We start from the raw sequence: 21400 nt of genomic DNA, 5'->3' as shown, positions 1-21400 counted from the left end.
CACCACGCGGCCCCGGCCTGTGGACAACGACCGCGTGACCAGAGATGGACCACCGGAAGACACAAGAAAACAATCCCACATAACGGTCATATTTACTCCTAGTGTGACATTGCGCTCGTTCGTCCTGTCCACCGGGCTTGCGCACCTGCCCCGCCTCGGTTATTGGGAAGGACGGCCCACGCCATGCCCGCAGACCTCGCCGTCATCGGACTCGGTCCCCACGGCCTGCCCCTCGCCCAGGCAGCCGTGGCCGCCGGCATCTCCACGCTCGGATACGCCACCGGCCCGGAGGCCGGCCCGCTCACCCCCGCCGAACTGCGCCGGATGCTTTCGGGGGGCTTCCGGCGGGCCACCGACCCGGCCGGGCTCGGCCGGGTGCGCACCGCGGTGATCTGCGCGCCGACCCCCCGGGCCGCCGACGGCGGTCTCGACCTGAGCCAGGTGGAGGCCGCCGCCCGCACCCTGGCCGAGTGGCTGCGCCCGCACACCACGGTGATCCTGGAGTCGCCGGTGCACCCGGGCACCACCGAGGAGTTCCTGCGGCCCCTGCTGGAGAAGGGCTCGGGGCTGCGCGCGGGCCGGGACTTCCATCTCGCCTACGCACCCAGCCGGGCCGACCCCGGCAACCGGGAGCACACCCCGGCCAACACGCCCAAGGTGATCGGCGGCCTCACCCCGGCCTGCACCGAGTCGGCCGCGGCGTTCTACGCGCGGCTGACCGACAAGGTGGTACGCGCGCGTGGACCGCGCGAGGCGGAGACGGTACAGCTGCTGGAGACGAACTTCCGGCACGTCAACATCGCCCTCGTCAACGAGATGGCCGTCCTGTGCCACGACTTGGGCGTCGACCTGTGGGACGTCATCCGCTGCGCGGAGACCAAGCCGTTCGGCTTCCAGGCGTTCCGGCCGGGCCCCGGAGCCGGCGGCCACGGCGTCCCGCAGGACCTGACCGGCCACGCCGGCCGCCCGCTGCGCATGGTGGAACTGGCCCAGCAGGTCAACGGCCGCATGCCCCGGTACGTCGTCCAGCGGGCCGCGGCCCTCCTCAACGAGCACGGCAAGTCGGCCCGCGGCGCGCGCGTGCTGCTCCTCGGTGTCACCTACAAGGCCGACCTCGCCGACCAGCAGGGCACCCCCGCCCATGAGGTGGCGATCCGGCTGATGGAGCTGGGCGCCTCGGTCAGTTACCACGACCCCCACGTGGCCTCCTGGAACGTCCTGGACCGCCCGGTCCCCCGCGCCGACTCCCTCTACGAGGCCGCGGCCGACGCCGACCTCACGATCCTCCTCCAGCAGCACCGCACGTACGACATGCAGGGCCTGTCGGTGAAGGCGCAACTGCTGCTGGACACCCGGGGGGCCACACCCACGGGGGCGGCGCACCGGTTGTGAAAGGGGGCGCGTGCGGCGCGGTTTGCTCCAGCGCCGGTGGCAGACGGCGTTCGCGGACGGGTAGCGTACGAGAGCAGGTGGAGCCCGCCGCGGAGGGCACTGCGGCAGGCTCCTGACCGGTTCACGGGTGTCCGCCCCTAGTTCACATGGGGGCGGCCGCTCACCGGCCGTACATCCGCAAGATCCACCTCCTCCGGTCCCGGACCGCCCCACAGCGAATCCGGTACCGTACAAAAAGGTGGAGCCCACCGCAGCCGGTACTGCGGCAGGCTCCTGACCGGTTCACGGGTGTCCGCCCCTAGTTCTCTTGGGGGCGGCCGCTCACCGGCCGTACATCCGCAAGATCCACCTCCTCCGGAACTTCACCAGCCGGAGCCGGATGTCGTCCCAACGGGTGGGCTTGCGGTGGCGGCCCATGGGCACGCCCCCTTCCACGATGCCGCCCAGAGGCCCGGTAGGGCGGTCCGTCGGAATTCGGGCCGGGCCCCGAGGGGCCGGGGTCCAAAACCGTGTCCTTGGAAGGGGGCGCCCCGGAGAACCGGGTCGCCGAGCACTGAAACTACCGGGTGGATACGCCCGTTCAGCCCACAATCGCCCCGAATGCAACCACGCGCCCCGCGCACGCCGTTCGCGCCCCCGGCAGGCTGTCCGGGCATACGGAAGGGCCCGGCCACCGGTACAAGCCCACAGGCTTGTACCGGCGTCCGGGCCCTTGCGCCGGCTCATGTCGAGCCCTGGCTCACCTCGGCCCCTTGCTCAGGTCGAACCCCTGCTCAGGTCGGCGCCTCAGCGCCGGTGCTGCGAGTCCGCGACCATGACCTCCACCCGCTGGAACTCCTTCAGTTCGCTGTAGCCGGTGGTCGCCATGGCGCGGCGCAGGGCGCCGAAGAAGTTCATCGAGCCGTCGGGGGTGTGGGACGGACCGGTGAGGATCTCCTCGATCGTGCCCACCGTGCCCAGGTCGACCTTCATTCCGCGGGGCAGCTCCTCGTTGACCGCCTCCATGCCCCAGTGGTGGCCCTTGCCGGGCGCGTCGGTGGCGCGGGCCAGCGGGGAGCCCATCATCACCGAGTCGGCGCCGCAGGCGATCGCCTTGGGCAGGTCGCCGGACCAGCCGACGCCCCCGTCCGCGATCACGTGCACGTACCGGCCGCCGGACTCGTCCATGTAGTCGCGGCGCGCGGCGGCCACGTCCGCGACCGCGGTGGCCATCGGTACCTGGATGCCGAGCACGTTGCGGGTGGTGTGGGCGGCGCCGCCGCCGAAGCCGACCAGCACACCGGCCGCGCCCGTGCGCATCAGGTGCAGGGCCGCGGTGTACGTGGCGCAGCCGCCGACGATCACCGGGACGTCCAGTTCGTAGATGAACTGCTTCAGGTTCAGCGGTTCGTGCGAGGACGACACGTGCTCCGCGGAGACCGTCGTGCCGCGGATGACGAAGATGTCGACGCCCGCGTCCACCACGGCCTTGGAGAACTGGGCCGTGCGCTGCGGGGACAGCGCGGCCGCCGTGACCACGCCGGAGTCGCGCACCTCCTTGATGCGCGCGCCGATCAGCTCCTCGCGGATGGGCGCCGCGTAGATCTCCTGGAGCCGGCGCGTCGCCGCCTCGGCGGGCAGCGCGGCGATCTCGTCGAGCAGCGGGCGCGGGTCCTCGTACCGCGTCCACAGCCCCTCCAGGTTCAGCACGCCCAGGCCGCCCAGCTCGCCGATGCGGATCGCGGTGGCCGGGGAGACGACCGAGTCCATGGGGGCGGCCAGGAAGGGCAGCTCAAAACGGTAGGCGTCGATCTGCCAGGCGATCGAGACCTCCTTCGGGTCCCGCGTACGGCGGCTGGGGACGACGGCGATGTCGTCGAAGGCATACGCCCGGTGGCCGCGCTTGCCACGCCCGATCTCGATCTCACTCACGTCCTGGCCTTTCCCTGATGCGTTCGGCGTCTTCCAGTATCGCCGACGGCCCTGACGCGGGCCCCCGCGCCCGAGCGGTGAGGGCGGCCCCGGTGCTCCGGGACCGCCCTCGGACACGCTGCACGCGCGCGTGCGTCACTTCCGGCTGTAGTTGGGTGCCTCGACCGTCATCTGGATGTCGTGCGGGTGGCTCTCCTTGAGGCCGGCCGAGGTGATGCGGACGAAGCGGCCCTTCGACTCCATCTCCTCGATGGTGCCGGCACCCACGTAGCCCATGGTCTGGCGCAGGCCGCCGACCAGCTGGTGCAGCACGTTGGCCAGCGGGCCGCGGTAGGGCACCTGGCCCTCGACGCCCTCGGGCACGAGCTTGTCGTCGGAGGAGACGTCGGCCTGGAAGTAGCGGTCCTTCGAGTACGAGCGGCCCTGGCCGCGGGACTGCATGGCGCCCAGCGAACCCATGCCGCGGTACGACTTGAACTGCTTGCCGTTGATGAACAGCAACTCACCGGGCGACTCCTCACAGCCCGCGAGGAGGCTGCCCAGCATCACCGTGTCGGCACCGGCGGCCAGGGCCTTGCCGATGTCGCCGGAGTACTGCAGGCCGCCGTCGCCGATCAGCGGGATACCGGCCGGACGGGCCGCGAGGGCGGCCTCGTAGATGGCCGTGACCTGCGGAACGCCGATGCCGGCCACCACGCGCGTCGTGCAGATCGAACCGGGGCCCACGCCCACCTTGATGCCGTCGACACCGGCGTCGATGAGGGCCTGTGCGCCGTCCCGGGTGGCGACGTTGCCGCCGACCACGTCGACGGACACGCTCGACTTGATCTTCGACATCCAGCTGAGGGCGTTGCTGTTGTGGCCGTGCGAGGTGTCCACGACCAGGAAGTCCACACCGGCCTCGGCCAGGCCCTGGGCGCGCTCCAGCGCCTCGGGGCTGGCGCCGACGGCGGCGCCGACGATCAGCCGGCCCTCCGTGTCCTTGGCCGCGTTCGGGTACTGCTCGGCCTTGACGAAGTCCTTGACCGTGATCAGGCCCTTGAGGATGCCCTGGCCGTCGACCAGCGGGAGCTTCTCGATCTTGTGCTGGCGCAGCAGCGCCATCGCCTCGACGCCGGAGATGCCCACCTTGCCGGTGACCAGCGGCATCGGCGTCATGACCTCGCGGACCTGCCGCGAGCGGTCGCTCTCGAAGGCCATGTCCCGGTTGGTGACGATGCCGAGCAGCCGCCCCTCCGGGTCGGTGACGGGGACACCGCTGATGCGGAACTTGGCGCACAGGGCGTCCGCGTCGGCCAGCGTGGCCTCCGGGTGCACCGTGATCGGGTCGGTGACCATGCCGGACTCGGACCGCTTGACCAGGTCGACCTGGTTGACCTGGTCCTCGACCGAAAGATTGCGGTGCAGCACACCGACGCCGCCCAGCCTGGCCATGGCGATCGCCATGCGGGACTCGGTCACCTTGTCCATCGCCGCCGACAGCAGCGGGATGTTGACCCGCACGTTGCGGGAGATGCGGGACGAGGTGTCGACCGCGCCCGGCAGCACGTCGGATGCGCCCGGCAGCAGCAGCACGTCGTCGTAGGTCAGCCCGAGTGTCGCGAATTTTCCGGGCACTCCGTCGACGTTGGCAGTCATGACACCTTCCCCAATGGCCTTGATCGGTGCGGATGCCCATGCTAACGGGAAGCGCACCTCTCGGATTCCACGGTCCAGGTCGGTCCCGGCCTTCGTATGTTCGTACGGATCTCGTGCGCCGTCCGTCGGCTACTGCTCGGCCAGGGCCCGCAGCCGACTGAGCGCTCTGTGCTGGGCCACCCGTACCGCGCCGGGTGACATTCCCAACATCTGACCTGTCTCCTCCGCGGTCAAGCCCACCGCGATGCGCAGCAGCAGCAGTTCGCGCTGGTTCTCCGGGAGGTTGGCCAGCAGCTTCTTCGCCCACTCGGCGTCGCTGCTGAGCAGGGCCCGCTCCTCGGGGCCCAGGGAGTCGTCCGGCCGCTCCGGCATCTCGTCGGAGGGGACAGCCGTCGAACCGGGGTGGCGCATCGCGGCGCGCTGCAGGTCGGCGACCTTGTGCGAGGCGATGGCGAAGACGAACGCCTCGAAGGGGCGGCCGGTGTCCCGGTAACGGGGCAGGGCGAGGAGGACGGCGACGCAGACCTCCTGCGCAAGATCCTCGACGAAGTGACGCGCGTCGCCTGGAAGCCGCGACAGCCGAGTGCGGCAGTAACGCAGCGCCAAGGGGTGGACATGGGCGAGCAGGTCGTGCGTGGCCTGCTCGTCGCCGTCGACAGCGCGATGCACGAGCGCACCGATCGCCCCTTGGGCCGTGCTCGCCTCGTCGTCACGCATCGGTCCATGGTGCCCTGAGGCCGTCTGGTCCGTTGCAGGGTGCTGGTGGTTGTGCATCGAAGCGTTATGAGTAGGTGCGCCGGCACTCATCTCCTGCGCCCTCCCCTTCCGCTCGACCGACTCGTCCCCGAGAGACTCCACACCTCAAGGATGCGGCATCCGCGGCGAAACGAGCAGCGGGCACCCGCCGGACGGTGCCGTCCGGACCGGCGACCGCGCCCCCGAAGGGGCGCGGAGAACCGCCTGACCAGCCATGGGCGGCCCGCAGTTCGCCGGCCTCGGCACTCTTTGCGGCCCTTGGGCCACTTGAGCGGACCGCACGCCCGGCCGGGTCTAGCGGACCAGACCCCAGCGGAAACCGAGCGCCACCGCGTGGGCCCGGTCGGAGGCGCCGAGCTTCTTGAAGAGGCGTCGCGCGTGGGTCTTCACGGTGTCCTCGGAGAGGAACAGCTCGCGGCCGATCTCGGCGTTGGAACGGCCGTGGCTCATCCCTTCGAGCACCTGGATCTCACGCGCGGTGAGCGTGGGCGCGGCACCCATCTCGGCCGAGCGCAGGCGGCGCGGGGCGAGCCGCCAGGTCGGGTCGGCCAGGGCCTGGGTCACGGTGGCGCGCAACTCGGCACGTGAGGCGTCCTTGTGCAGGTAGCCGCGGGCGCCGGCCGCGACCGCGAGCGCCACGCCGTCGAGGTCCTCCGCGACGGTGAGCATGATGATGCGCGCCCCCGGGTCGGCCGACAGCAGCCGGCGCACGGTCTCGACGCCGCCCAGTCCGGGCATGCGCACGTCCATCAGGATGAGGTCCGAGCGGTCGGCGCCCCAGCGGCGGAGGACTTCCTCGCCGTTGGCCGCCGTCGTTACGCGCTCGACACCGGGCACGGTCGCGACCGCGCGGCGGAGCGCCTCTCGGGCAAGCGGGGAGTCGTCGCAGACGAGGACGGATGTCATGACCGCCCCCCGCAGCTGATGCGCATCACCTTGAGCCTCCAGGCTGGTACGGAATCGTCACCTGTGCGGTCGACCGTCTCGGACGCCTGCCCGAGCGCTTGTGTTCTCAACCGCCTCCGCACTCTCAACGACGGTCACTCGAAAGAGTTACGGGGCTGCATGCCATCTTCGGCACTCTACGTGAGGGCGCGCACACGGTGCATACATGCCCGACAGACTCTCAACTTTTCATCACAACCTATGCCCCGTTTAGCCCCTTTTCTTCCCTTTTGACAGTGTCTGGAGCTAGATTCGCAATGAGTCATATTTTCATCTTCTTAGACCGGACATGTACGGTCGTTGGCACCGTATCCGCCCAGAACGGCTGCAAGGGGTCACGTAATGGCAGATTTCTCCCGCCTTCCCGGACCGAACGCGGACCTGTGGGACTGGCAGCTGCTGGCTGCCTGCCGCGGGGTCGACAGCTCGCTCTTCTTCCACCCGGAAGGCGAGCGCGGGGCGGCTCGGAGCGCTCGCGAGAACTCGGCCAAGGAGGTCTGCATGAGGTGCCCGGTCCGTGCGGAGTGCGCGGCGCACGCGCTGGCCGTGCGCGAGCCGTACGGCGTGTGGGGCGGCCTGACCGAGGACGAGCGCGAGGAGCTGATGGGGCGGGCGCGGAACCGGCTGGTTTCGGCGTCGTCGACCAACGGGAACACCGCCCCGGACGCCTGAAGGAACGTTTCTTTAAATTGCATACCATTCGCCGCGCAGGACGCGCATGACGCGTTCGGTGCGTTCTCCGCGTTCTCAGCGTTCCCAGCGTTCTCCGCGCCGTCCCGGCGCCGCGGTACGCGTGTGCGTGCCCGCGTCCGTCACCGCCTGACGCTCCCCGCCCGATCACGCCGCGGCCTGACGCGGCCCGCGCGGCTCGTCCCCGCAGGAAGCGCCCCGCCGCACCCGCCTCCGCGCGAAGCGCCCGCCGCACCCGTCACCGCTCAGCGCGGACCCGCCGGCCCGCCGCGCCGCTCACTGCGGACGCGCGGCCCGCTCCAGCTGCTCCAGCGTCGCCGCCACCGCCGGCACCAGTGCCAGGTCAGGCAGGGTGAGAGCGACGATCTCCCGCCGCACCGCCGGCTCCAGCGACACCGTGCGCGCGCCTCTCGGACGCACCGAATCGACCGCGAGCTGCGGCAGGACGGCCACGCCCAGTCCGGCGCCGACCAGGCCGACCACCGCCGGATAGTCGTCGGTGGCGAAGTCGATGCGCGGCGTGAAGCCCGCGGCCGCGCACACCTGCGTCAGCTGACCGCGGCAGCGCGGACAGCCCGCGATCCAGGATTCCTGGGCGAGTTCGCCGATGGCGACGCTCTTGGCGCGCGCGAGCCGGTGCCGCTCGGGCACCAGGGCGACCAGACGGTCCGTCAGCAGGGGGCGTACGACGAGATCGTCCCACTCCTCGGCGCCCGCCGCGCCCGCGTACCGGAACGCCAGGGCCACATCGCAGTCGCCCTCGCGCAGCAGCTCCACGGACTGCGGAGGCTCGGCCTCCTCCAGCGAGACCCGGGTCCCGGGGTGGGCGGCGCGCAGCGCGGCGAGGGCGGTGGGCACCAGGGTGGAACTGCCGCTGGGGAAGGACACCAGGCGGACCCGGCCGGCCCGCAGCCCGGCGATGGCGGCGATCTCCTCCTCGGCCGCGGTCAGCCCGGCGAGGATCCCCGACGCGTGCCGCACGAGCGCCGCGCCCGCCTCGGTCAGCCGCATCTCCCGGCCGCTGCGGACCAGCAGCGGGGTGCCGACGGACGTCTCCAGGGCCTTCATCTGCTGGCTGACGGCGGGCTGGGTGCAGCCCAGTTCCCGGCCGGCCGCCGAGAACGATCCGGTGGTGGCGACGGCGCGCAGGACGCGCAGATGACGGGCCTCGATCACCCTTCAAGCATAAGCCGCTCTTGGATCAGATGGCCAATATTGTGTCGACGCTTTGAGTGACGGTGACGTAGCGTGGCCGTATGGAGCTTCTTTCGGTGAATCTGGGGCGCCCGAAGGCCGTCGGCTACACGGACCAGCCGGAGGGTTTGACGGGCATCGACAAGCGGCCGGTGGACGGACCGGTGCGGGTGGCCGCGCCGGGCCCGAAGGGCAGCGGCGCGAGCGGGCTGGCCGGGGACGCGGTCTGCGACCTGCGCCACCACGGGGGCGACGACCAGGCGGTGTACGCGGTCGCGCGCGAGGATCTCGACGACTGGGAGCGCGAGCTGGGCCGGACCCTCGCCAACGGCGCCTTCGGGGAGAACCTCACGACGAGCGGTCTCGACGTCTCCGGGGCGCTGATCGGCGAGCGCTGGCGGATCGGCCCGCAGGTCGTACTCGAAGTCACCTGCGGGCGCATCCCGTGCCGGACGTTCCAGGGCCATCTGGGCGAGCGGGGGTGGGTGAAGAGATTCACGCGGAAGGGTGCGCCGGGTGCCTACCTCCGGGTGATCGAAGCGGGCGAGATCCGGGCGGGGGATCCGGTGGAGATCGTGCACCGGCCGGACCACGACGTGACGGTCGCCGTGCAGTTCCGCTCCGAGACGACGGACCGGGAGCTGCTGCCCCGGGTGCTGGCGGCGGGGGCGGCCCTGCACCCGGAGTCGCTGGCCGACGCCCGCGCGTACGTGGCGAAGTCCGGCGGCGGCCTCAGCGCCTGAGCGGGCGTCACGAACGGGCCGGGTGCGGGGCGGCGCGTCAGCGGACGGCCCGGCGCAGGCAGCGGACCCACGCGCTCCGGGTAACTACTCTTGGGCCATGACAACGGCTCTGATTACGGGATCGACGTCGGGGATCGGTGCTGCGTTCGCGCGGCGGCTGGCAGCGGACGGGCATGACCTCGTCCTGGTGGCCCGGGACACCGACCGGCTGCGCGAGCAGGCGACCGAGTTGCACGACCGGCACGGCATCGAGGCGGAGGTGCTGACCGCCGACCTGTCCCAGGACAAGGGCATCGAGGCCGTCGCCGCCCGGCTGGGCGACCGCAAGAGCCCGGTCGACCTGCTGGTCAACAACGCCGGCTTCGGCAACAGGGGCCGCTTCCTCGACGTATCGATGGCCGACGAGCTGCGCATGGTCAAGGTGCACGTCGAGGCGGTGCTGCGGCTGACGTCGGCGGCGGCGGAGTCGATGCGGGAGCGCGGGCGCGGCGGGATCGTGAACGTGGCCTCGGTGGCGGCCTTCGTGCCGCGGGGCACGTACGGGGCGTCGAAGGCGTGGGTCGTGCAGTTCACCCAGGGCGCGGCCCGGGACCTGACCGGTACGGGTGTCCGTCTGATGGCGCTGGCCCCCGGCTTCGTACGCACCGAGTTCCACGAGCGGGCCGGGATGCGCACGGACAGCATCCCGGGGTGGATGTGGCTGGACGCGGACAAACTGGTCGCGACGGCGCTCGCGGACCTGGCGCGCGGCAAGACGCTGTCCATTCCGGACCCCCGCTACAAGACCCTGATGGGTCTGGCGAAGGTGGCCCCGCGCGGGCTGGTGGGCGGGATCAGCGCACGGACCCGCAAGTACGGCCCGCGATGAGCGACCGGCGGGCCCCGTCGCCTCGGGGGTGACGGCGCCGCCGCGGTGGGAAAATGGGCGTGACGGAACCGGACCCAGGGGGGCCGGAGGCGGCGTCATGACGTTCGTACAGCTCATCGAGTGCAGGACCAGCCGGTTCGACGAGATGAACCGCTTGCTGGACATCTGGGTCGAGCAGACCAAGGGGAAGCGGACCGCCACCTACGACCTGGTCGGCAAGGACCGGTCGGACGCGGCGCACCTCGTCGAGCTGGTGGAGTTCCCCTCGTACGAGGACGCGATGCGCAACTCGAACCTGCCGGAGACGGACAAGGTCTTCCGGCAACTGGTCGCCCTGTGCGACGAGCTGCCGACCTTCATCGACCTGGACGTCGTACGGGACGAGCCGCTGGGCGCGGGCACGGTGCGCCGCTTCTTCGAGACGCTGGCGACGGCGGGCGAGCTGCCGCCGCTGAACGACCTGCTCGACGAGGACGTGCACAGCCACGATCCGCTCAATCCGCAGGACACGATCGGGCTGGACTCGGTGCGGGCCGAGTTGGAGATGTGGCGGGCGGCCTTCGACTCCGCCTTCACCGTGCAGGACCTGATCGTCCAGGGCGAGCGGGCCTGCGCCCGCTGGAGCTGGCACGGCACGCACAAGGGGGAGTTCCTGGGGATCGCGGCCACCGGCCGGCGAGTCACGATGACGGGTACGACCGTCTTCCGGTTCGGCGCGAACGGGCGGATCGCCGAGACGTGGTGGCAGCACGACCAGCTGGGGCTGATGCAGCAGTTGGGCGCGCTGGACCAGCTGGAGCAGTAGCGCCGCCGCGACGGTCGGAGCAGTAGCGCCGCGGCAGCGGTCCGAGCAGTAGCGCCGGGGGACGCACGAGGGCCCGGCTCCCTCTCGGGTGCCGGGCCCTCGATGGACCGACCGGTGTCAGTGGGCGTGGCCGTGGCTGTGGCCCGCGGCGGCCGGCTCCTCTTCTTCCTTCTTCTCGACGACCAGGGTCTCGGTCGTGAGCAGGAGGGAGGCGATGGAGGCGGCGTTCTCCAGGGCGGAGCGGGTGACCTTCACCGGGTCGATGACGCCGGCCTTCACCAGGTCGCCGTACTCGCCGGTGGCGGCGTTGTAGCCGTTGCCCTTGTCGAGCTCCTTGACCTTGGAGACGATGACGTAGCCCTCAAGGCCCGCGTTCTCCGCGATCCAGCGCAGCGGCTCGACGACGGCGTTGCGGACGACCGCGACACCGGTGGCCTCGTCGCCGGACTTGTCGAGGTTGCCCTCCAGGACCTTCGCGGAGTGGACGAGCGCGGAGCCACCACCGGAGACGATGCCCTCCTCGACCGCGGCGCGGGTCGCGGAGATGGCGTCCTCCAGACGGTGCTTCTTCTCCTTCAGCTCCACCTCGGTGGCGGCGCCGACCTTGATCACGCACACGCCGCCGGCCAGCTTCGCGAGGCGCTCCTGGAGCTTCTCGCGGTCCCAGTCGGAGTCGGTGTTCTCGATCTCGGCCTTGATCTGCGCGATCCGGCCCGTGACGTCCGACTTGTTGCCGGCACCGTCGACGATCGTGGTGTCGTCCTTGGTGACGGTGATGCGGCGGGCGCTGCCGAGCACGTCCAGGCCGACCTGGTCGAGCTTGAGGCCGACCTCCTCGGAGATGACGGTGGCGCCGGTGAGGATCGCCATGTCCTCCAGCATCGCCTTGCGGCGGTCGCCGAAGCCGGGGGCCTTCACCGCGACGGCGTTGAAGGTGCCGCGGATCTTGTTGACGACCAGGGTCGACAGGGCCTCGCCCTCGACGTCCTCGGCGATGATCAGCAGCGGCTTGGAGGAGCCCGCCTGGATGACCTTCTCCAGCAGCGGCAGGAGGTCCGCGATGGCGGAGATCTTGCCCTGGTTGATGAGGATGTACGAGTCCTCCAGGACGGCCTCCATGCGCTCCTGGTCCGTCACGAAGTACGGCGACAGGTAGCCCTTGTCGAAGGCCATGCCCTCGGTGAAGTCCAGTTCGAGGCCGAAGGTGTTGGACTCCTCGACGGTGATCACACCGTCCTTGCCGACCTTGTCCATGGCCTCGGCGATCAGCTCGCCGACCTGCTGGTCCTGGGCGGACAGCGCGGCCACGGCGGCGATGTCGGACTTCTCCTCGATCGGCCGGGACGAGGCGTGCAGGTCGTCGGAGACGGCCTTGACCGCGGCGTCGATGCCCTTCTTCAGGGCGGCCGGGGAGGCACCGGCGGCAACGTTCCGCAGGCCCTCGCGCACCAGGGCCTGGGCCAGCACGGTGGCGGTGGTGGTGCCGTCACCAGCGATGTCGTTGGTCTTGGTCGCCACCTCCTTCACCAGTTGGGCGCCGAGGTTCTCGTACGGGTCCTCGACCTCGACCTCACGGGCGATGGTGACACCGTCGTTGGTGATGGTGGGGGCGCCGAACTTCTTGTCGATGACGACGTTGCGGCCCTTGGGGCCGATCGTCACCTTCACCGTGTCGGCAAGCTTGTTGACGCCACGCTCAAGGGCGCGACGGGCGTCCTCGTCGAACTTCAGGATCTTCGCCATGGCAGCGGGAGCCCTCTCGGAAATCTGGGAGAAAAAAATGCTGCGCCCCAGGACGCCCGGCTTCTTATCGGTTGCGGGGGCCAGGGGCGCAGCTCACAGCAGGACTGCTTCGGGGCGAACTACTTCTCGATGATCGCGAGCACGTCGCGAGCCGAGAGAACGAGGTACTCCTCGTTGTTGTACTTCACCTCGGTGCCGCCGTACTTGCTGTAGAGCACGACGTCGCCGACGCTGACGTCGAGCGGAAGGCGGTTTCCGTCCTCGAAACGGCCCGGACCGACAGCCAGGACGACGCCCTCCTGGGGCTTCTCCTTGGCGGTGTCCGGGATGACCAGGCCCGAGGCCGTGGTCTGCTCGGCGTCCAGCGGCTGGACCACGATGCGGTCCTCAAGCGGCTTGATGGCAACCTTGGTGCTGGCGGTCGTCACGATCCGACCTCCCCCTTCGGAGATCTCACGGGGTTGACTGTCTGAGGTGGCGACCAGGTGGATCCGTCGTCGCGGGTGCCGGACCTGCCCGTCGCGTTGTTGGCACTCTCCAGTGGGGAGTGCCAGAGCCGAGACTATGACTGCGATTAGCACTCGGTCAAGCGGAGTGCCAATTGGCCGCGGCGCGTCCTGCCGAGGTGGCCCCTCCGGATCACCGCCGGATCACAGATAGTCCTCCAGACGGCCGACCGTCAGCCCCTCGGACTGGATCCGCCGCAGCAGCCGCGTCGTGCGCTGTCTGAGCGCGGGTGCGGTGGACTCGTCGGGCCCGACCTGGATGATGTCGCCGGGCCGCAGGCGCTGCTCGCCCCGGGCATAGGTCACGGTGTCACCGTTCATCGCGGCCCGCCACAGGACGACCGCCGCGACACCGCAGTCGGCGGCGGCGCGCAGGGTGGTCGCGTCGTACCTGCCGTAGGGCGGGCGGAAGAGGCGGGGCCGGATGCCGAACCGGGACTTGAGCTTGGTCTGCTGGCCGCAGATCTCGGCGCGCTGCCCGGCGTACGGCAGTCCGCGCATGGCCGGATGGTCGAGGGTGTGGTTCTCGATGTCGGCGCCCACCGACCGCAGCCGCGCGAAGTGGCCGTACCCCGGGCCGACGACGCTGTCGGTGAGGAAGAAACTGACCGGGAGGCGCAGTTCACGGACCATGTCGACGAACCGGGGGTCCCGCTCGGCGCCGTCGTCGTAGGTGAGGAAGACCACCTTGTCCAAGGTCGCGACGTGGTCGACGACCGGAGGCAGGGAGCCGACGGCCGGGCCGGCCGTGCGGGGGCGCGCGGCGGGCGCGGGGGCGGGGGCGAGCGGGGCGCTCAGGCCCCAGTGGCGGTAGGCCTGCCCGGGGGCCGGGCGGTGCGACCGCACGCCCTGGGCGGCCTTCTTGCCGAGCCGCTCGATGGGGTCGACCGACTGGGCGCAGCCGGCCAGGACCAGGGCGCCGGCCGCCGTGGCGGCGGTCAGCGTCCGGTACCGGGCCGCCGCCGCGGGCCGCCCCCGGCGCCTCACAGGTAGTCCTCCAGGCGTGCCACCGCGTATCCCTCGCGGGTGACCTTGTCCAGGAACCGCCGGACCATGTCGGTCATGCTGCCGTCCCAGTCCGAGCGGCCCCGGAAGTGGGTGAGCACGATGTCACCGGGGTGCAGGCCGCGGTCCCACTCGCGGTACTCCCAGTGGTCGACGAAGACCTCCTCGTCCCAGATCGGCGCGTACTTGATTCCGCAGGACTTGGCGGCGAGCAGGGTGTCCCGGTTGTAGTTGCCGTAGGGCGGGCGGAAGACGGCCGGGCGCTTGCCGAACTGCCGCTCCATGATGTCCTGCATGCCGCAGATCTCCTCCTGCTGCTCCTCCAGGGAGAGGGCGGGCAGGTAGGGGTGGTGGAGGGTGTGGTTGTTGAGGGTGATCCCCTGCGACTGCATCTTCTTGAAGTAGCCGTAGTCGTCCTTGGCCACGTAGTCGCTGAGGAACGCGGTGTACGGGATCTTCAGGTCGCTCATCATGCGCAGGAACGCCGGGTCCTTCTCGGCGCCGTCGTCGATGGTGAGGAAGACGACCTTCTGCTTGGTGGGGATCGTGGTGAAGACCGGGGGCAGGTTCCACTTCTCCTGGTCGTCGACCTCGAAGCCCTCGCGCGCGAGGATCTCCGGTTTGGCCGCCGGGGGCCGTGGGGGCACGAGCGGGACCTCGGCCAGGCCCCAGCGCCGGGCGGCGGCGGCCAGGGTGGCGTGGTCGGTGGCACGCCGGACGTCGTAGTCGTCCAGGCGCGGGCCGGGGGGCGCCTGGTGCGGCTGCCCGCCGGCGGACCCGGCGCCCGCGTCCTCGTCCGGTGCCGTGCAGCCGGAGAGGACGGCGGTGACGACGAGCAGCGCGAGGCCGCCCCGGACGGTCACCCTTCCGCGACGTACCCCGTTTTTGTCATTTTGTACTACTAGTCGCATGGTGCCGGATCCTTGCAGGCACCGGCCGCCGATCCGGTCCGACACCGCCACCGGAGGCGCAGCATCCACCGACTGGCCCACAATGACCCGGTGAACGACGCCCCGGTGAACGACCTGCTCCCCTTCCACTCACTGCTCACCCCCGAGGGCCGCGCCCTCCTCGACGAGGTGCGCGGCACCGCGCCGGCCGACGAACTCGCCGTGGCCACCCGGCTGCGCCGCGAGCACTCCCCCGGGCTGGTGTCGGCGGCGCTCGGCCAGGCCCGGCTGCGGGAGCGGGCGGCGGCGAAGTTCGTGGCCCAGGACGCCGAGCGGATGTTCTTCACACCGGGCGGGATGGAGCAGTCGACCCGGACCAGCGTGGCGACGCACCGGGCACGGCGGCTGCACGCCCTGGGCGTCCGCTCCGTCGCCGACCTGTGCTGCGGCATCGGCGGCGACGCGATCGCGTTCGCCCGGGCCGGGATCCGGGTGCTCGCGGTGGACCGCGACCCGCTGACCGCCGAGGTCGCCCGCGCGAATGCCGCGGCGCTGGGCCTGGACGGGCTGATCGAGGTGCGCGAGGCGGACGTCACCGAGGTCGATCCGTCCGGCTGGGACGCCGTGTTCGTCGACCCGGCACGGCGGGGCGGCGGGACGGGCGGCAAAAGGCCCGGCAGCGGAAGGCCGGGCGGCGGGAGGATCTTCGATCCCGAGGGGTACTCGCCGCCGTTGTCCTGGGCGCTGCAGGCGGCCGCGGCGGCACCCGCCGCCGCGCTGAAGGTCGCACCCGGGATCCCGCACGAGGTGATCCCGGACGGGGCCGAGGCCGAGTGGATCTCGGACGGCGGGGACGTCAAGGAGGCGGTGCTGTGGTTCGGCACCGACGCGCCGGGCAGCGTACGGGCCACGCTGCTGCCCGGTCCGCGCACCCTGCTCGGCCGCGGCCTGCCGGATCCCGACGTGCGGTCGGTGGGGCAGTACCTGTACGAGCCCGACGGCGCCGTCATCCGGGCGCACCTGGTGGCGGAGGCCGCGGCGGAGTTGGGCGGCGGGCTGATCGACCCGACGATCGCCTATGTGACGGCGGACGAACTGCGGGCGACGCCGTACGCCACCTCGTACCGGATCACCGACCAGCTCCCCTTCAACGTCAAGAAGCTGAAGGCGCTGCTGCGGGAGCGCGGGGTCGGGACGCTGACCGTGAAGAAGCGGGGGTCGGCGGTGGAACCGGAGGAACTGCGCAGGAAGGTCAGGCCGCACGGGCCGAACGCGGCGACCGTCTTCCTGACCCGGGTCGCGGGTGCACCGACCATGCTGATCGGGGCACCGGCGCCTGCTGCTGCTCCTGCTCCTGCTCCTGCTCCTGCTCCTGCTCCTGCCGACGGGACGTCCTGAGCGCGGCCCGGTGATTCCGGAACGGTCGGGTCAGCGCAGGGATTTCCACAGATCGCTCGCCGCCGGTTCCCGGGCGATCACCCGGTTGCGGTCGCTCGGCGCCGTCACCACGGGCAGCATCACCGTCGTCGTACGGTCCGCCGTCAGTCCCCGCAGGCTCTCGCCGAAGCTCATCAGCTCGGGCAGGGAGTCGAGTCCGGTGTCCGTGGTGAGACCGGCGGTGACCGCGTCGGCGACCCGGTAGAGCCGGGTGGGGTCGCTGAGCAGGCTGGTGTGGGCCAGTTGCGCCAGCAGCGCCTTCACCAGCATCTGCTGGAGACCTATCCGGCCGAGGTCGCTGCCGTCGCCTATGCCGTGCCGGGTGCGGGCGAGGGCCAGGGCCTGGGTGCCGTCGAGATGGTGGGTGCCCTTCTTCAGATGCAGATGGCTCATGTCGTCGTCGATGTCCTGGTCGGTGGTGACCTCGACGCCGCCGAGCGCGTCGACCAGCTTGGCGAAGCCGGAGAAGTCGATCTCGATGAAGTGGTCCATGCGGACTCCGGTGACCGACTCGACGGTCTTCACCGCGCACACCGGCCCGCCCACGGAATAGGCGCTGTTGAACATCGCGCCGTACTGCACCGCCGTAAAACCGCCGGACGGCAGCGGGCAGGAGGGCCGGGTGACCAGGGTGTCGCGCGGGATGCTGACGACGGTGGCCCCGGTCCGGCCCGGGTCGATGTGCACGACCATCGCGGTGTCGGAGCGGGCCCCGGAGCTGTCGCCACCGCCGAGTTCCTGGTTCTCCTTGCCGCTGCGCGAGTCCGAACCCAGGACGAGGATGTTCATGGCGCCGGTGGGCAGCGGCGACGCGGCCGGTGAGGCGTCGGCCGAACCGGTGGGCGAGGGGGTGGCGACCGTCTTCGGCGGCCGGTCGTCCCCGAGCGCGCTGTTGATGTCGACGCTCTTGATGTTGTCGTTGAGATGCCAGTAGACCCAGCCGCCCGCCGCGGCACCCAGCACCAGGGCACCGGCGAGGACGAGGCCGGCGGCCCTGAGCGCTCTCGACCGCCCGCCCGTACGTCTGTCCTCGTCGGCGTTCTCGTTGTCGCCGTTCTCGTTGTGTCCGGTCACGAGAAGAACATAAGTCCGAATTATTAGGGGACTGTTAGAGGATGGGGCGTGAGACCGGTCTCTTCGGAAAATCTCACCATTCCGGTCCGGTCGCCGTCCCCCGACCGGCACGGAGTTGCAGTGGCCCGGTACCCAACCCGCCCTCCGGCACCGACCCGTTGTACGGCTCTCACGACGGGCGGGCCGACGGCGCACCGCGAGACCGCACCACACCACGAGACCGGACCACGAGCCCTCGCCGCGAGACCGCACCGCGAGCCCTCGCCGCGAGGCCGCGCCGACGCAAGGGGAACGAACCGTTCAGGAAGTTTTCAGCCTCACCGCGGCAGGCTCCGGCGGGAGTTCCGCACCCCCCACCCCGCAGGAGCACCCGTGACGACATCGATGTCGGCGACGAGGAAACTGCCCGAAGTCACCCTGGCGTTCTGGATCATGAAGATCGCCGCGACGACCCTGGGCGAGACGGCGGGCGACCTGTTCGCCCAGACACTCGGACTCGGCTACTTCCTCACCACCATCGCCCTGTTCCTGGCCTTCGTGGCGACCCTGGTGGTCCAACTGCGTGCGTCCGGACACAACCCGTTCTGCTACTGGACCGTGATCCTGTCGACCAGCATGGCCGGCACCACGATGTCCGACTTCATGAACCGGGACGCCAGCGCCGCCTACCTCTCGGGCGGCGCCACCGCGCTGGGCTGGGGCCCGCAGGGCCTCGGGCTCGGCTACCCGGCGGGCGCCGCGATCCTCGTCTCCATCCTGCTGGCGATCTTCCTCGGCTGGAAACTGAGCGGGACGACCTTCCGCATCCGGGACATCGTCACCTTCCGTGCGGAGGCGCTGTTCTGGGCGGCGATCCTGGTCTCCAACACCCTGGGCACGTCGATGGGAGACTTCCTCTCCGACAGCTCCGGCCTCGGCTATCTGGGCGGGGCCATGCTGGTCACCGGCGTGCTGGCCGTCCTCGCCGCACTGCTGAAGGCTCCGGCCGTACCGAACGTGCTGCTGTTCTGGGCCGCCTTCGTGCTGACCCGCCCGCTCGGCGCCACGTTCGGTGACTTCCTGACCAAGCCGGTCGCCAAGGGCGGCCTCGACCTCGGCACGGCCGGGTCCTCGGCCGTCCTGCTCGCGGTGCTGTTCGGGCTCATGGCGTACGCCCACACCCGGGAGCGGCGCTCCGGCGGGGGAGTTCAGGCCGGATCGGCGCCGGCCGACTCGAATCTCCAGCGGTGGACCGGCCGCGACACCACGTCACCGGCCGGCTCGGGCAGTTCGGGCAGTTCCTCGTCGTAGGCCGCGTCCCACCAGGTGATCACCAGAACCCGGTCCTGCGGCGCCCGGAAGGTCTCGCGGCGCACCGGCCGCCGGGGCAGCCGCTGGGCGCGGGCCCAGGCCAGGAGGTCGTCGCCCCGGCCCGGCACCGCCCGCGCCTCCCACATCAGGGCGACCGTCACGAGTACAGGTTCTCCTTGCTGACCTCGTGCACATGGTCGTGGGAGTGGGAGTGCGCACCGGCGTGGGTCCGGCCCGGCACGTGCGGGTCCGTGACCGGCAGCGAGGAGTCCGCCGACAGGTCCCAGTCCGACGCGGCCCGGCCCCGCGCGACCATCTCGGCGCCCAGCGCGGCCACCATCGCACCGTTGTCGGTGCACAGCTTGGGCCGCGGCACCCGCAGCCGGATGCCGGCCGCCTCGCACCGTTCCCGGGCCAGGGCGCGCAGCCGGGAGTTGGCGGCGACCCCGCCGCCGATCATGAGGTGGTCGACCCCCTCGTCCTTGCAGGCCCGTACGGCCTTGCGGGTCAGCACGTCCGCCACGGCCTCCTGGAAGGACGCGGCGACGTCCCGCACCGGGACGTCCTCGCCGGCCGCCCGCCGGGCCTCGATCCAGCGGGCCACGGACGTCTTCAGCCCGGAGAAGGAGAAGTCGTACGCGGCGTCGCGCGGGCCGGTCAGACCGCGCGGGAACGCGATCGCCTCCGGGTCGCCCTCGCGCGCGTACCGGTCGATGACCGGACCGCCGGGGAAGCCGAGGTCCAGCACCCGGGCGATCTTGTCGAACGCCTCCCCGGCCGCGTCGTCGATCGTCGCGCCCATGGGGCGGACGTCCGCGGTGATGTCCGTCGACAGCAGCAGCGACGAGTGGCCGCCGCTGACCAGCAGGGCCATCGTCGGCTCGGGCAGCGCGCCGTGCTCCAGCTGGTCCACGCAGATGTGGGAGGCGAGGTGGTTCACGCCGTACAGGGGCTTGCCGAGCGCGTACGCGTACGCCTTCGCCGCCGAGACGCCGACCAGCAGCGCGCCCGCCAGGCCCGGGCCCGCGGTGACCGCGATGCCGTCCAGGTCCCGCGCGCTCACGCCGGCGTCCTTCAGGGCGCGCTGGATCGTCGGGACCATCGCCTCCAGGTGCGCTCTGGACGCCACCTCCGGCACCACCCCGCCGAAGCGGGCGTGCTCGTCGACGCTGGACGCGACGGCGTCCGCGAGCAGCGTGGTGCCGCGGACGATGCCGACGCCGGTCTCGTCGCAGGAGGTCTCGATCCCCAGGACCAGCGGTTCGTCAGCCATTGTTCTCGGTTCCTCGTGCGGGGGTGGGCGGGATGGACGCGGACGGGTCGGCCAGGCGCATCACCAGGGCGTCGACGTTGCCCGGCTGGTAGTAGCCGCGTCTGAAGCCGATCGGTTCGAAGCCGAAGCGTTCGTACAGCTGCTGCGCGCGGACGTTGTCCACGCGGCACTCCAGCATGACCTCGGCACACTCGAAGGAGGTCGCGGCCCGCAGCAGTTCGGCCAGCAGCAGGCCGCCGAGACCGCCGCCCCAGTGGTCGCGGGCGACGGCGACGGTCTGGATGTCGCCGAGGTCGCCCTGCGCGGCCAGGCCGGCGTAGCCGACGATCCGGTCGTCCTCGACGGCCACCACGTACCGCCGGGTCGCCTCCGGACCGCGGGCGTGCGCCAGTTCGGACCAGAACATGCCGCGGGACCAGGCGTCCTCGGGGAAGAGGTCCTTCTCCATGCCGAGGACGGCATCGATGTCCCACCAGCGCATCTCGCGCAGCGCGGGCTTCACGGACTCGGTCACTTGGGGGTGACCACCTTGTAGTTCTTGGGCACCTGGGCGTCGGGGCGGCGCAGGTAGAGCGGCCGGGGCTCGGGCAGCGGCAGCCCGGCGGCCAGCCGCTCGGCGGCCAGCGCGGCGAGGGCCGCCGCGGAGACGTGCTCGGGCTCATGGGCCTGCGGGAAGGTGTCGGGGTACAGCAGCGCGCCCGCGCCGACGGCGGGCAGTCCGGCCACCCGGTCGGCGATGTCCGCGGGCCGGTCCACGGCCGGTTCCGTCACCCGCGTGCGTGAATCGGCGTACGTCGCCCAGTAGACCTCCTTGCGCCGGGCGTCGGTCGCCACGACGAAGGGGCCCTTCTCGATGTCGGCCGCGAAGGCGAGGCCGTCGAGGGTGCACACACCGTGCACGGGGACGCCCAGCGCGAGGCCGAAGGTGTCGGCGGTCATCAGGCCCACCCGCAGCCCGGTGTAGGGGCCGGGGCCGATACCGACGACGATCCCGGTGACGGCGTCCAGCCGGAGCCCGGCCTCGGCGAGCACCCGGTCGACGGCCGGCAGCAGCAGCTCGCCGTGGCGGCGCGCGTCCACCTGACTGGAGGAGGCGATGACGGCATCGCCGTCGTGCAGGGCGACGGTGACGGCGGGGGTGGCGGTATCCAGAGCGAGCAAGAGCACGCAAACAGCCTACGGCTCCGCGGGGCCCGTGCACGCCCCTCCCGGTCAGGCGGTCACCGACTGCTACGGTCTG

General features: G+C 71.3%; 21 protein-coding genes. 7 read left to right on the top strand and 14 right to left on the bottom strand.

Annotation, left to right across the window (positions count from 1 at the left end):
* Positions 1 to 183 precede the first annotated feature (183 nt).
* The gene (locus ACFYPJ_RS08335) at positions 184 to 1392 is read left to right on the top strand and encodes a nucleotide sugar dehydrogenase (protein ID WP_389012348.1); all 1209 of its coding nucleotides are present in this window, start codon (positions 184 to 186) and stop codon (positions 1390 to 1392) included.
* 786 nt (positions 1393 to 2178) lie between these two features.
* On the opposite strand, the gene ACFYPJ_RS08330 is transcribed toward ACFYPJ_RS08335, so the two are convergent.
* From ACFYPJ_RS08330 to ACFYPJ_RS08315, 4 genes are all read right to left on the bottom strand, one after another.
* Complete coding sequence (locus tag ACFYPJ_RS08330; protein WP_389012345.1) at positions 2179 to 3303, bottom strand: GuaB3 family IMP dehydrogenase-related protein; 1125 nt, start codon at positions 3301 to 3303, stop codon at positions 2179 to 2181.
* A 135-nt stretch (positions 3304 to 3438) separates the two neighbouring features.
* Positions 3439 to 4941, bottom strand: coding sequence for an IMP dehydrogenase (guaB, locus tag ACFYPJ_RS08325; protein WP_389012342.1), 1503 nt, complete (start codon positions 4939 to 4941; stop codon positions 3439 to 3441).
* Between the two features lie 129 nt (positions 4942 to 5070).
* Positions 5071 to 5658, bottom strand: a complete 588-nt coding sequence (locus ACFYPJ_RS08320) for a sigma-70 family RNA polymerase sigma factor (RefSeq protein WP_389012339.1) — start codon at positions 5656 to 5658, stop codon at positions 5071 to 5073.
* A 333-nt stretch (positions 5659 to 5991) separates the two neighbouring features.
* Positions 5992 to 6603, bottom strand: coding sequence for a response regulator transcription factor (locus ACFYPJ_RS08315; RefSeq protein WP_003948568.1), 612 nt, complete (start codon positions 6601 to 6603; stop codon positions 5992 to 5994).
* A gap of 381 nt (positions 6604 to 6984) precedes the next feature.
* On the opposite strand from ACFYPJ_RS08315, the gene ACFYPJ_RS08310 reads away from it, so the two are divergent.
* Positions 6985 to 7314 (top strand): WhiB family transcriptional regulator, encoded by a 330-nt coding sequence (locus ACFYPJ_RS08310; protein ID WP_389012336.1) that lies wholly within the window; start codon positions 6985 to 6987, stop codon positions 7312 to 7314.
* 294 nt (positions 7315 to 7608) lie between these two features.
* Here the strand turns inward: ACFYPJ_RS08310 and ACFYPJ_RS08305 are convergent, their stop codons facing one another.
* Positions 7609 to 8508 (bottom strand): LysR family transcriptional regulator, encoded by a 900-nt coding sequence (locus ACFYPJ_RS08305; protein WP_389012333.1) that lies wholly within the window; start codon positions 8506 to 8508, stop codon positions 7609 to 7611.
* Between the two features lie 80 nt (positions 8509 to 8588).
* Here ACFYPJ_RS08305 and ACFYPJ_RS08300 point away from each other — a divergent pair, with 80 nt between their 5' ends.
* The 3 genes from ACFYPJ_RS08300 (at position 8589) to ACFYPJ_RS08290 (ending at position 10942) form a co-directional block, all read left to right on the top strand.
* Entirely contained in the window at positions 8589 to 9269 is a 681-nt protein-coding gene (locus ACFYPJ_RS08300) for an MOSC domain-containing protein (RefSeq protein WP_389012330.1), read from the top strand.
* A 97-nt stretch (positions 9270 to 9366) separates the two neighbouring features.
* On the top strand, positions 9367 to 10137 hold the full coding sequence (locus tag ACFYPJ_RS08295) for an SDR family NAD(P)-dependent oxidoreductase (RefSeq protein ID WP_389012328.1): 771 nt from the start codon (positions 9367 to 9369) through the stop codon (positions 10135 to 10137).
* 97 nt (positions 10138 to 10234) lie between these two features.
* On the top strand, positions 10235 to 10942 hold the full coding sequence (locus ACFYPJ_RS08290; protein WP_389012325.1) for an ester cyclase: 708 nt from the start codon (positions 10235 to 10237) through the stop codon (positions 10940 to 10942).
* A 117-nt stretch (positions 10943 to 11059) separates the two neighbouring features.
* On the opposite strand, the gene groL is transcribed toward ACFYPJ_RS08290, so the two are convergent.
* From groL to ACFYPJ_RS08270, 4 genes are all read right to left on the bottom strand, one after another.
* A complete protein-coding gene (gene groL, locus ACFYPJ_RS08285; protein ID WP_389012322.1) occupies positions 11060 to 12685 on the bottom strand; it encodes a chaperonin GroEL in 1626 nt (541 codons plus the stop codon).
* Positions 12686 to 12804: 119 nt separating this feature from the next.
* Entirely contained in the window at positions 12805 to 13113 is a 309-nt protein-coding gene (gene groES, locus ACFYPJ_RS08280) for a co-chaperone GroES (RefSeq protein ID WP_376537736.1), read from the bottom strand.
* A gap of 222 nt (positions 13114 to 13335) precedes the next feature.
* Positions 13336 to 14178: a polysaccharide deacetylase family protein gene (locus ACFYPJ_RS08275; protein ID WP_389012319.1), complete on the bottom strand. Its 843-nt coding sequence runs from the start codon at positions 14176 to 14178 to the stop codon at positions 13336 to 13338.
* Entirely contained in the window at positions 14175 to 15107 is a 933-nt protein-coding gene (locus tag ACFYPJ_RS08270; protein ID WP_389012317.1) for a polysaccharide deacetylase family protein, read from the bottom strand. Before ACFYPJ_RS08270 ends, ACFYPJ_RS08275 begins: the two co-directional genes overlap by 4 nt.
* A gap of 105 nt (positions 15108 to 15212) precedes the next feature.
* Here ACFYPJ_RS08270 and ACFYPJ_RS08265 point away from each other — a divergent pair, with 105 nt between their 5' ends.
* Positions 15213 to 16484 (top strand): methyltransferase domain-containing protein, encoded by a 1272-nt coding sequence (locus ACFYPJ_RS08265; protein WP_389012961.1) that lies wholly within the window; start codon positions 15213 to 15215, stop codon positions 16482 to 16484.
* A gap of 30 nt (positions 16485 to 16514) precedes the next feature.
* On the opposite strand, the gene ACFYPJ_RS08260 is transcribed toward ACFYPJ_RS08265, so the two are convergent.
* Positions 16515 to 17597 carry an LCP family protein gene (locus ACFYPJ_RS08260; protein ID WP_389012314.1) on the bottom strand — a complete coding sequence of 361 codons (1083 nt, stop codon included), beginning with the start codon at positions 17595 to 17597 and terminating at the stop codon, positions 16515 to 16517.
* 372 nt (positions 17598 to 17969) lie between these two features.
* Between ACFYPJ_RS08260 and ACFYPJ_RS08255 the strand changes: the two genes are divergently transcribed.
* Positions 17970 to 18887 (top strand): hypothetical protein, encoded by a 918-nt coding sequence (locus ACFYPJ_RS08255; protein WP_389012311.1) that lies wholly within the window; start codon positions 17970 to 17972, stop codon positions 18885 to 18887.
* Here the strand turns inward: ACFYPJ_RS08255 and ACFYPJ_RS08250 are convergent.
* From ACFYPJ_RS08250 to tsaB, 4 genes are read right to left on the bottom strand one after another with little or no spacing between them, the layout of a single operon-like run.
* Positions 18785 to 19048, bottom strand: coding sequence for a hypothetical protein (locus ACFYPJ_RS08250; protein WP_389012308.1), 264 nt, complete (start codon positions 19046 to 19048; stop codon positions 18785 to 18787). The two genes, ACFYPJ_RS08255 and ACFYPJ_RS08250, sit on opposite strands and share 103 nt — an antisense overlap.
* Positions 19045 to 20160, bottom strand: coding sequence for a tRNA (adenosine(37)-N6)-threonylcarbamoyltransferase complex transferase subunit TsaD (gene tsaD / locus ACFYPJ_RS08245; protein ID WP_389012305.1), 1116 nt, complete (start codon positions 20158 to 20160; stop codon positions 19045 to 19047). Before tsaD ends, ACFYPJ_RS08250 begins: the two co-directional genes overlap by 4 nt.
* Complete coding sequence (gene rimI, locus ACFYPJ_RS08240; RefSeq protein WP_389012303.1) at positions 20153 to 20674, bottom strand: ribosomal protein S18-alanine N-acetyltransferase; 522 nt, start codon at positions 20672 to 20674, stop codon at positions 20153 to 20155. Before rimI ends, tsaD begins: the two co-directional genes overlap by 8 nt.
* Positions 20671 to 21327, bottom strand: coding sequence for a tRNA (adenosine(37)-N6)-threonylcarbamoyltransferase complex dimerization subunit type 1 TsaB (tsaB, locus tag ACFYPJ_RS08235; RefSeq protein ID WP_389012301.1), 657 nt, complete (start codon positions 21325 to 21327; stop codon positions 20671 to 20673). The genes rimI and tsaB overlap by 4 nt, the downstream gene beginning before the upstream one ends.
* Between the last annotated feature and the right edge of the window lie 73 nt (positions 21328 to 21400).

The sequence above is a fragment of the Streptomyces sp. NPDC006012 genome, from assembly GCF_042871185.1.
In the GTDB taxonomy this organism is placed as follows: Bacteria; Actinomycetota; Actinomycetes; order Streptomycetales; family Streptomycetaceae; genus Streptomyces.
Note: the sequence above shows the minus strand (reverse complement) of the source record. Positions and strands in the feature narration are given on the sequence as shown.

What these genes read in the sequence shown, in the direction of transcription:
- ACFYPJ_RS08335 (WP_389012348.1), top strand. Translation starts at nt 184, where the DNA reads ATGCCCGCAGACCTCGCCGTCATCGGACTCGGTCCCCACGGCCTGCCC.
- guaB (WP_389012342.1), bottom strand. Translation starts at nt 4,941, where the DNA reads ATGACTGCCAACGTCGACGGAGTGCCCGGAAAATTCGCGACACTCGGG.
- ACFYPJ_RS08320 (WP_389012339.1), bottom strand. Translation starts at nt 5,658, where the DNA reads ATGCGTGACGACGAGGCGAGCACGGCCCAAGGGGCGATCGGTGCGCTC.
- ACFYPJ_RS08315 (WP_003948568.1), bottom strand. Translation starts at nt 6,603, where the DNA reads ATGACATCCGTCCTCGTCTGCGACGACTCCCCGCTTGCCCGAGAGGCG.
- ACFYPJ_RS08310 (WP_389012336.1), top strand. Translation starts at nt 6,985, where the DNA reads ATGGCAGATTTCTCCCGCCTTCCCGGACCGAACGCGGACCTGTGGGAC.
- ACFYPJ_RS08300 (WP_389012330.1), top strand. Translation starts at nt 8,589, where the DNA reads ATGGAGCTTCTTTCGGTGAATCTGGGGCGCCCGAAGGCCGTCGGCTAC.
- ACFYPJ_RS08295 (WP_389012328.1), top strand. Translation starts at nt 9,367, where the DNA reads ATGACAACGGCTCTGATTACGGGATCGACGTCGGGGATCGGTGCTGCG.
- ACFYPJ_RS08290 (WP_389012325.1), top strand. Translation starts at nt 10,235, where the DNA reads ATGACGTTCGTACAGCTCATCGAGTGCAGGACCAGCCGGTTCGACGAG.
- groL (WP_389012322.1), bottom strand. Translation starts at nt 12,685, where the DNA reads ATGGCGAAGATCCTGAAGTTCGACGAGGACGCCCGTCGCGCCCTTGAG.
- ACFYPJ_RS08270 (WP_389012317.1), bottom strand. Translation starts at nt 15,107, where the DNA reads ATGCGACTAGTAGTACAAAATGACAAAAACGGGGTACGTCGCGGAAGG.
- tsaD (WP_389012305.1), bottom strand. Translation starts at nt 20,160, where the DNA reads ATGGCTGACGAACCGCTGGTCCTGGGGATCGAGACCTCCTGCGACGAG.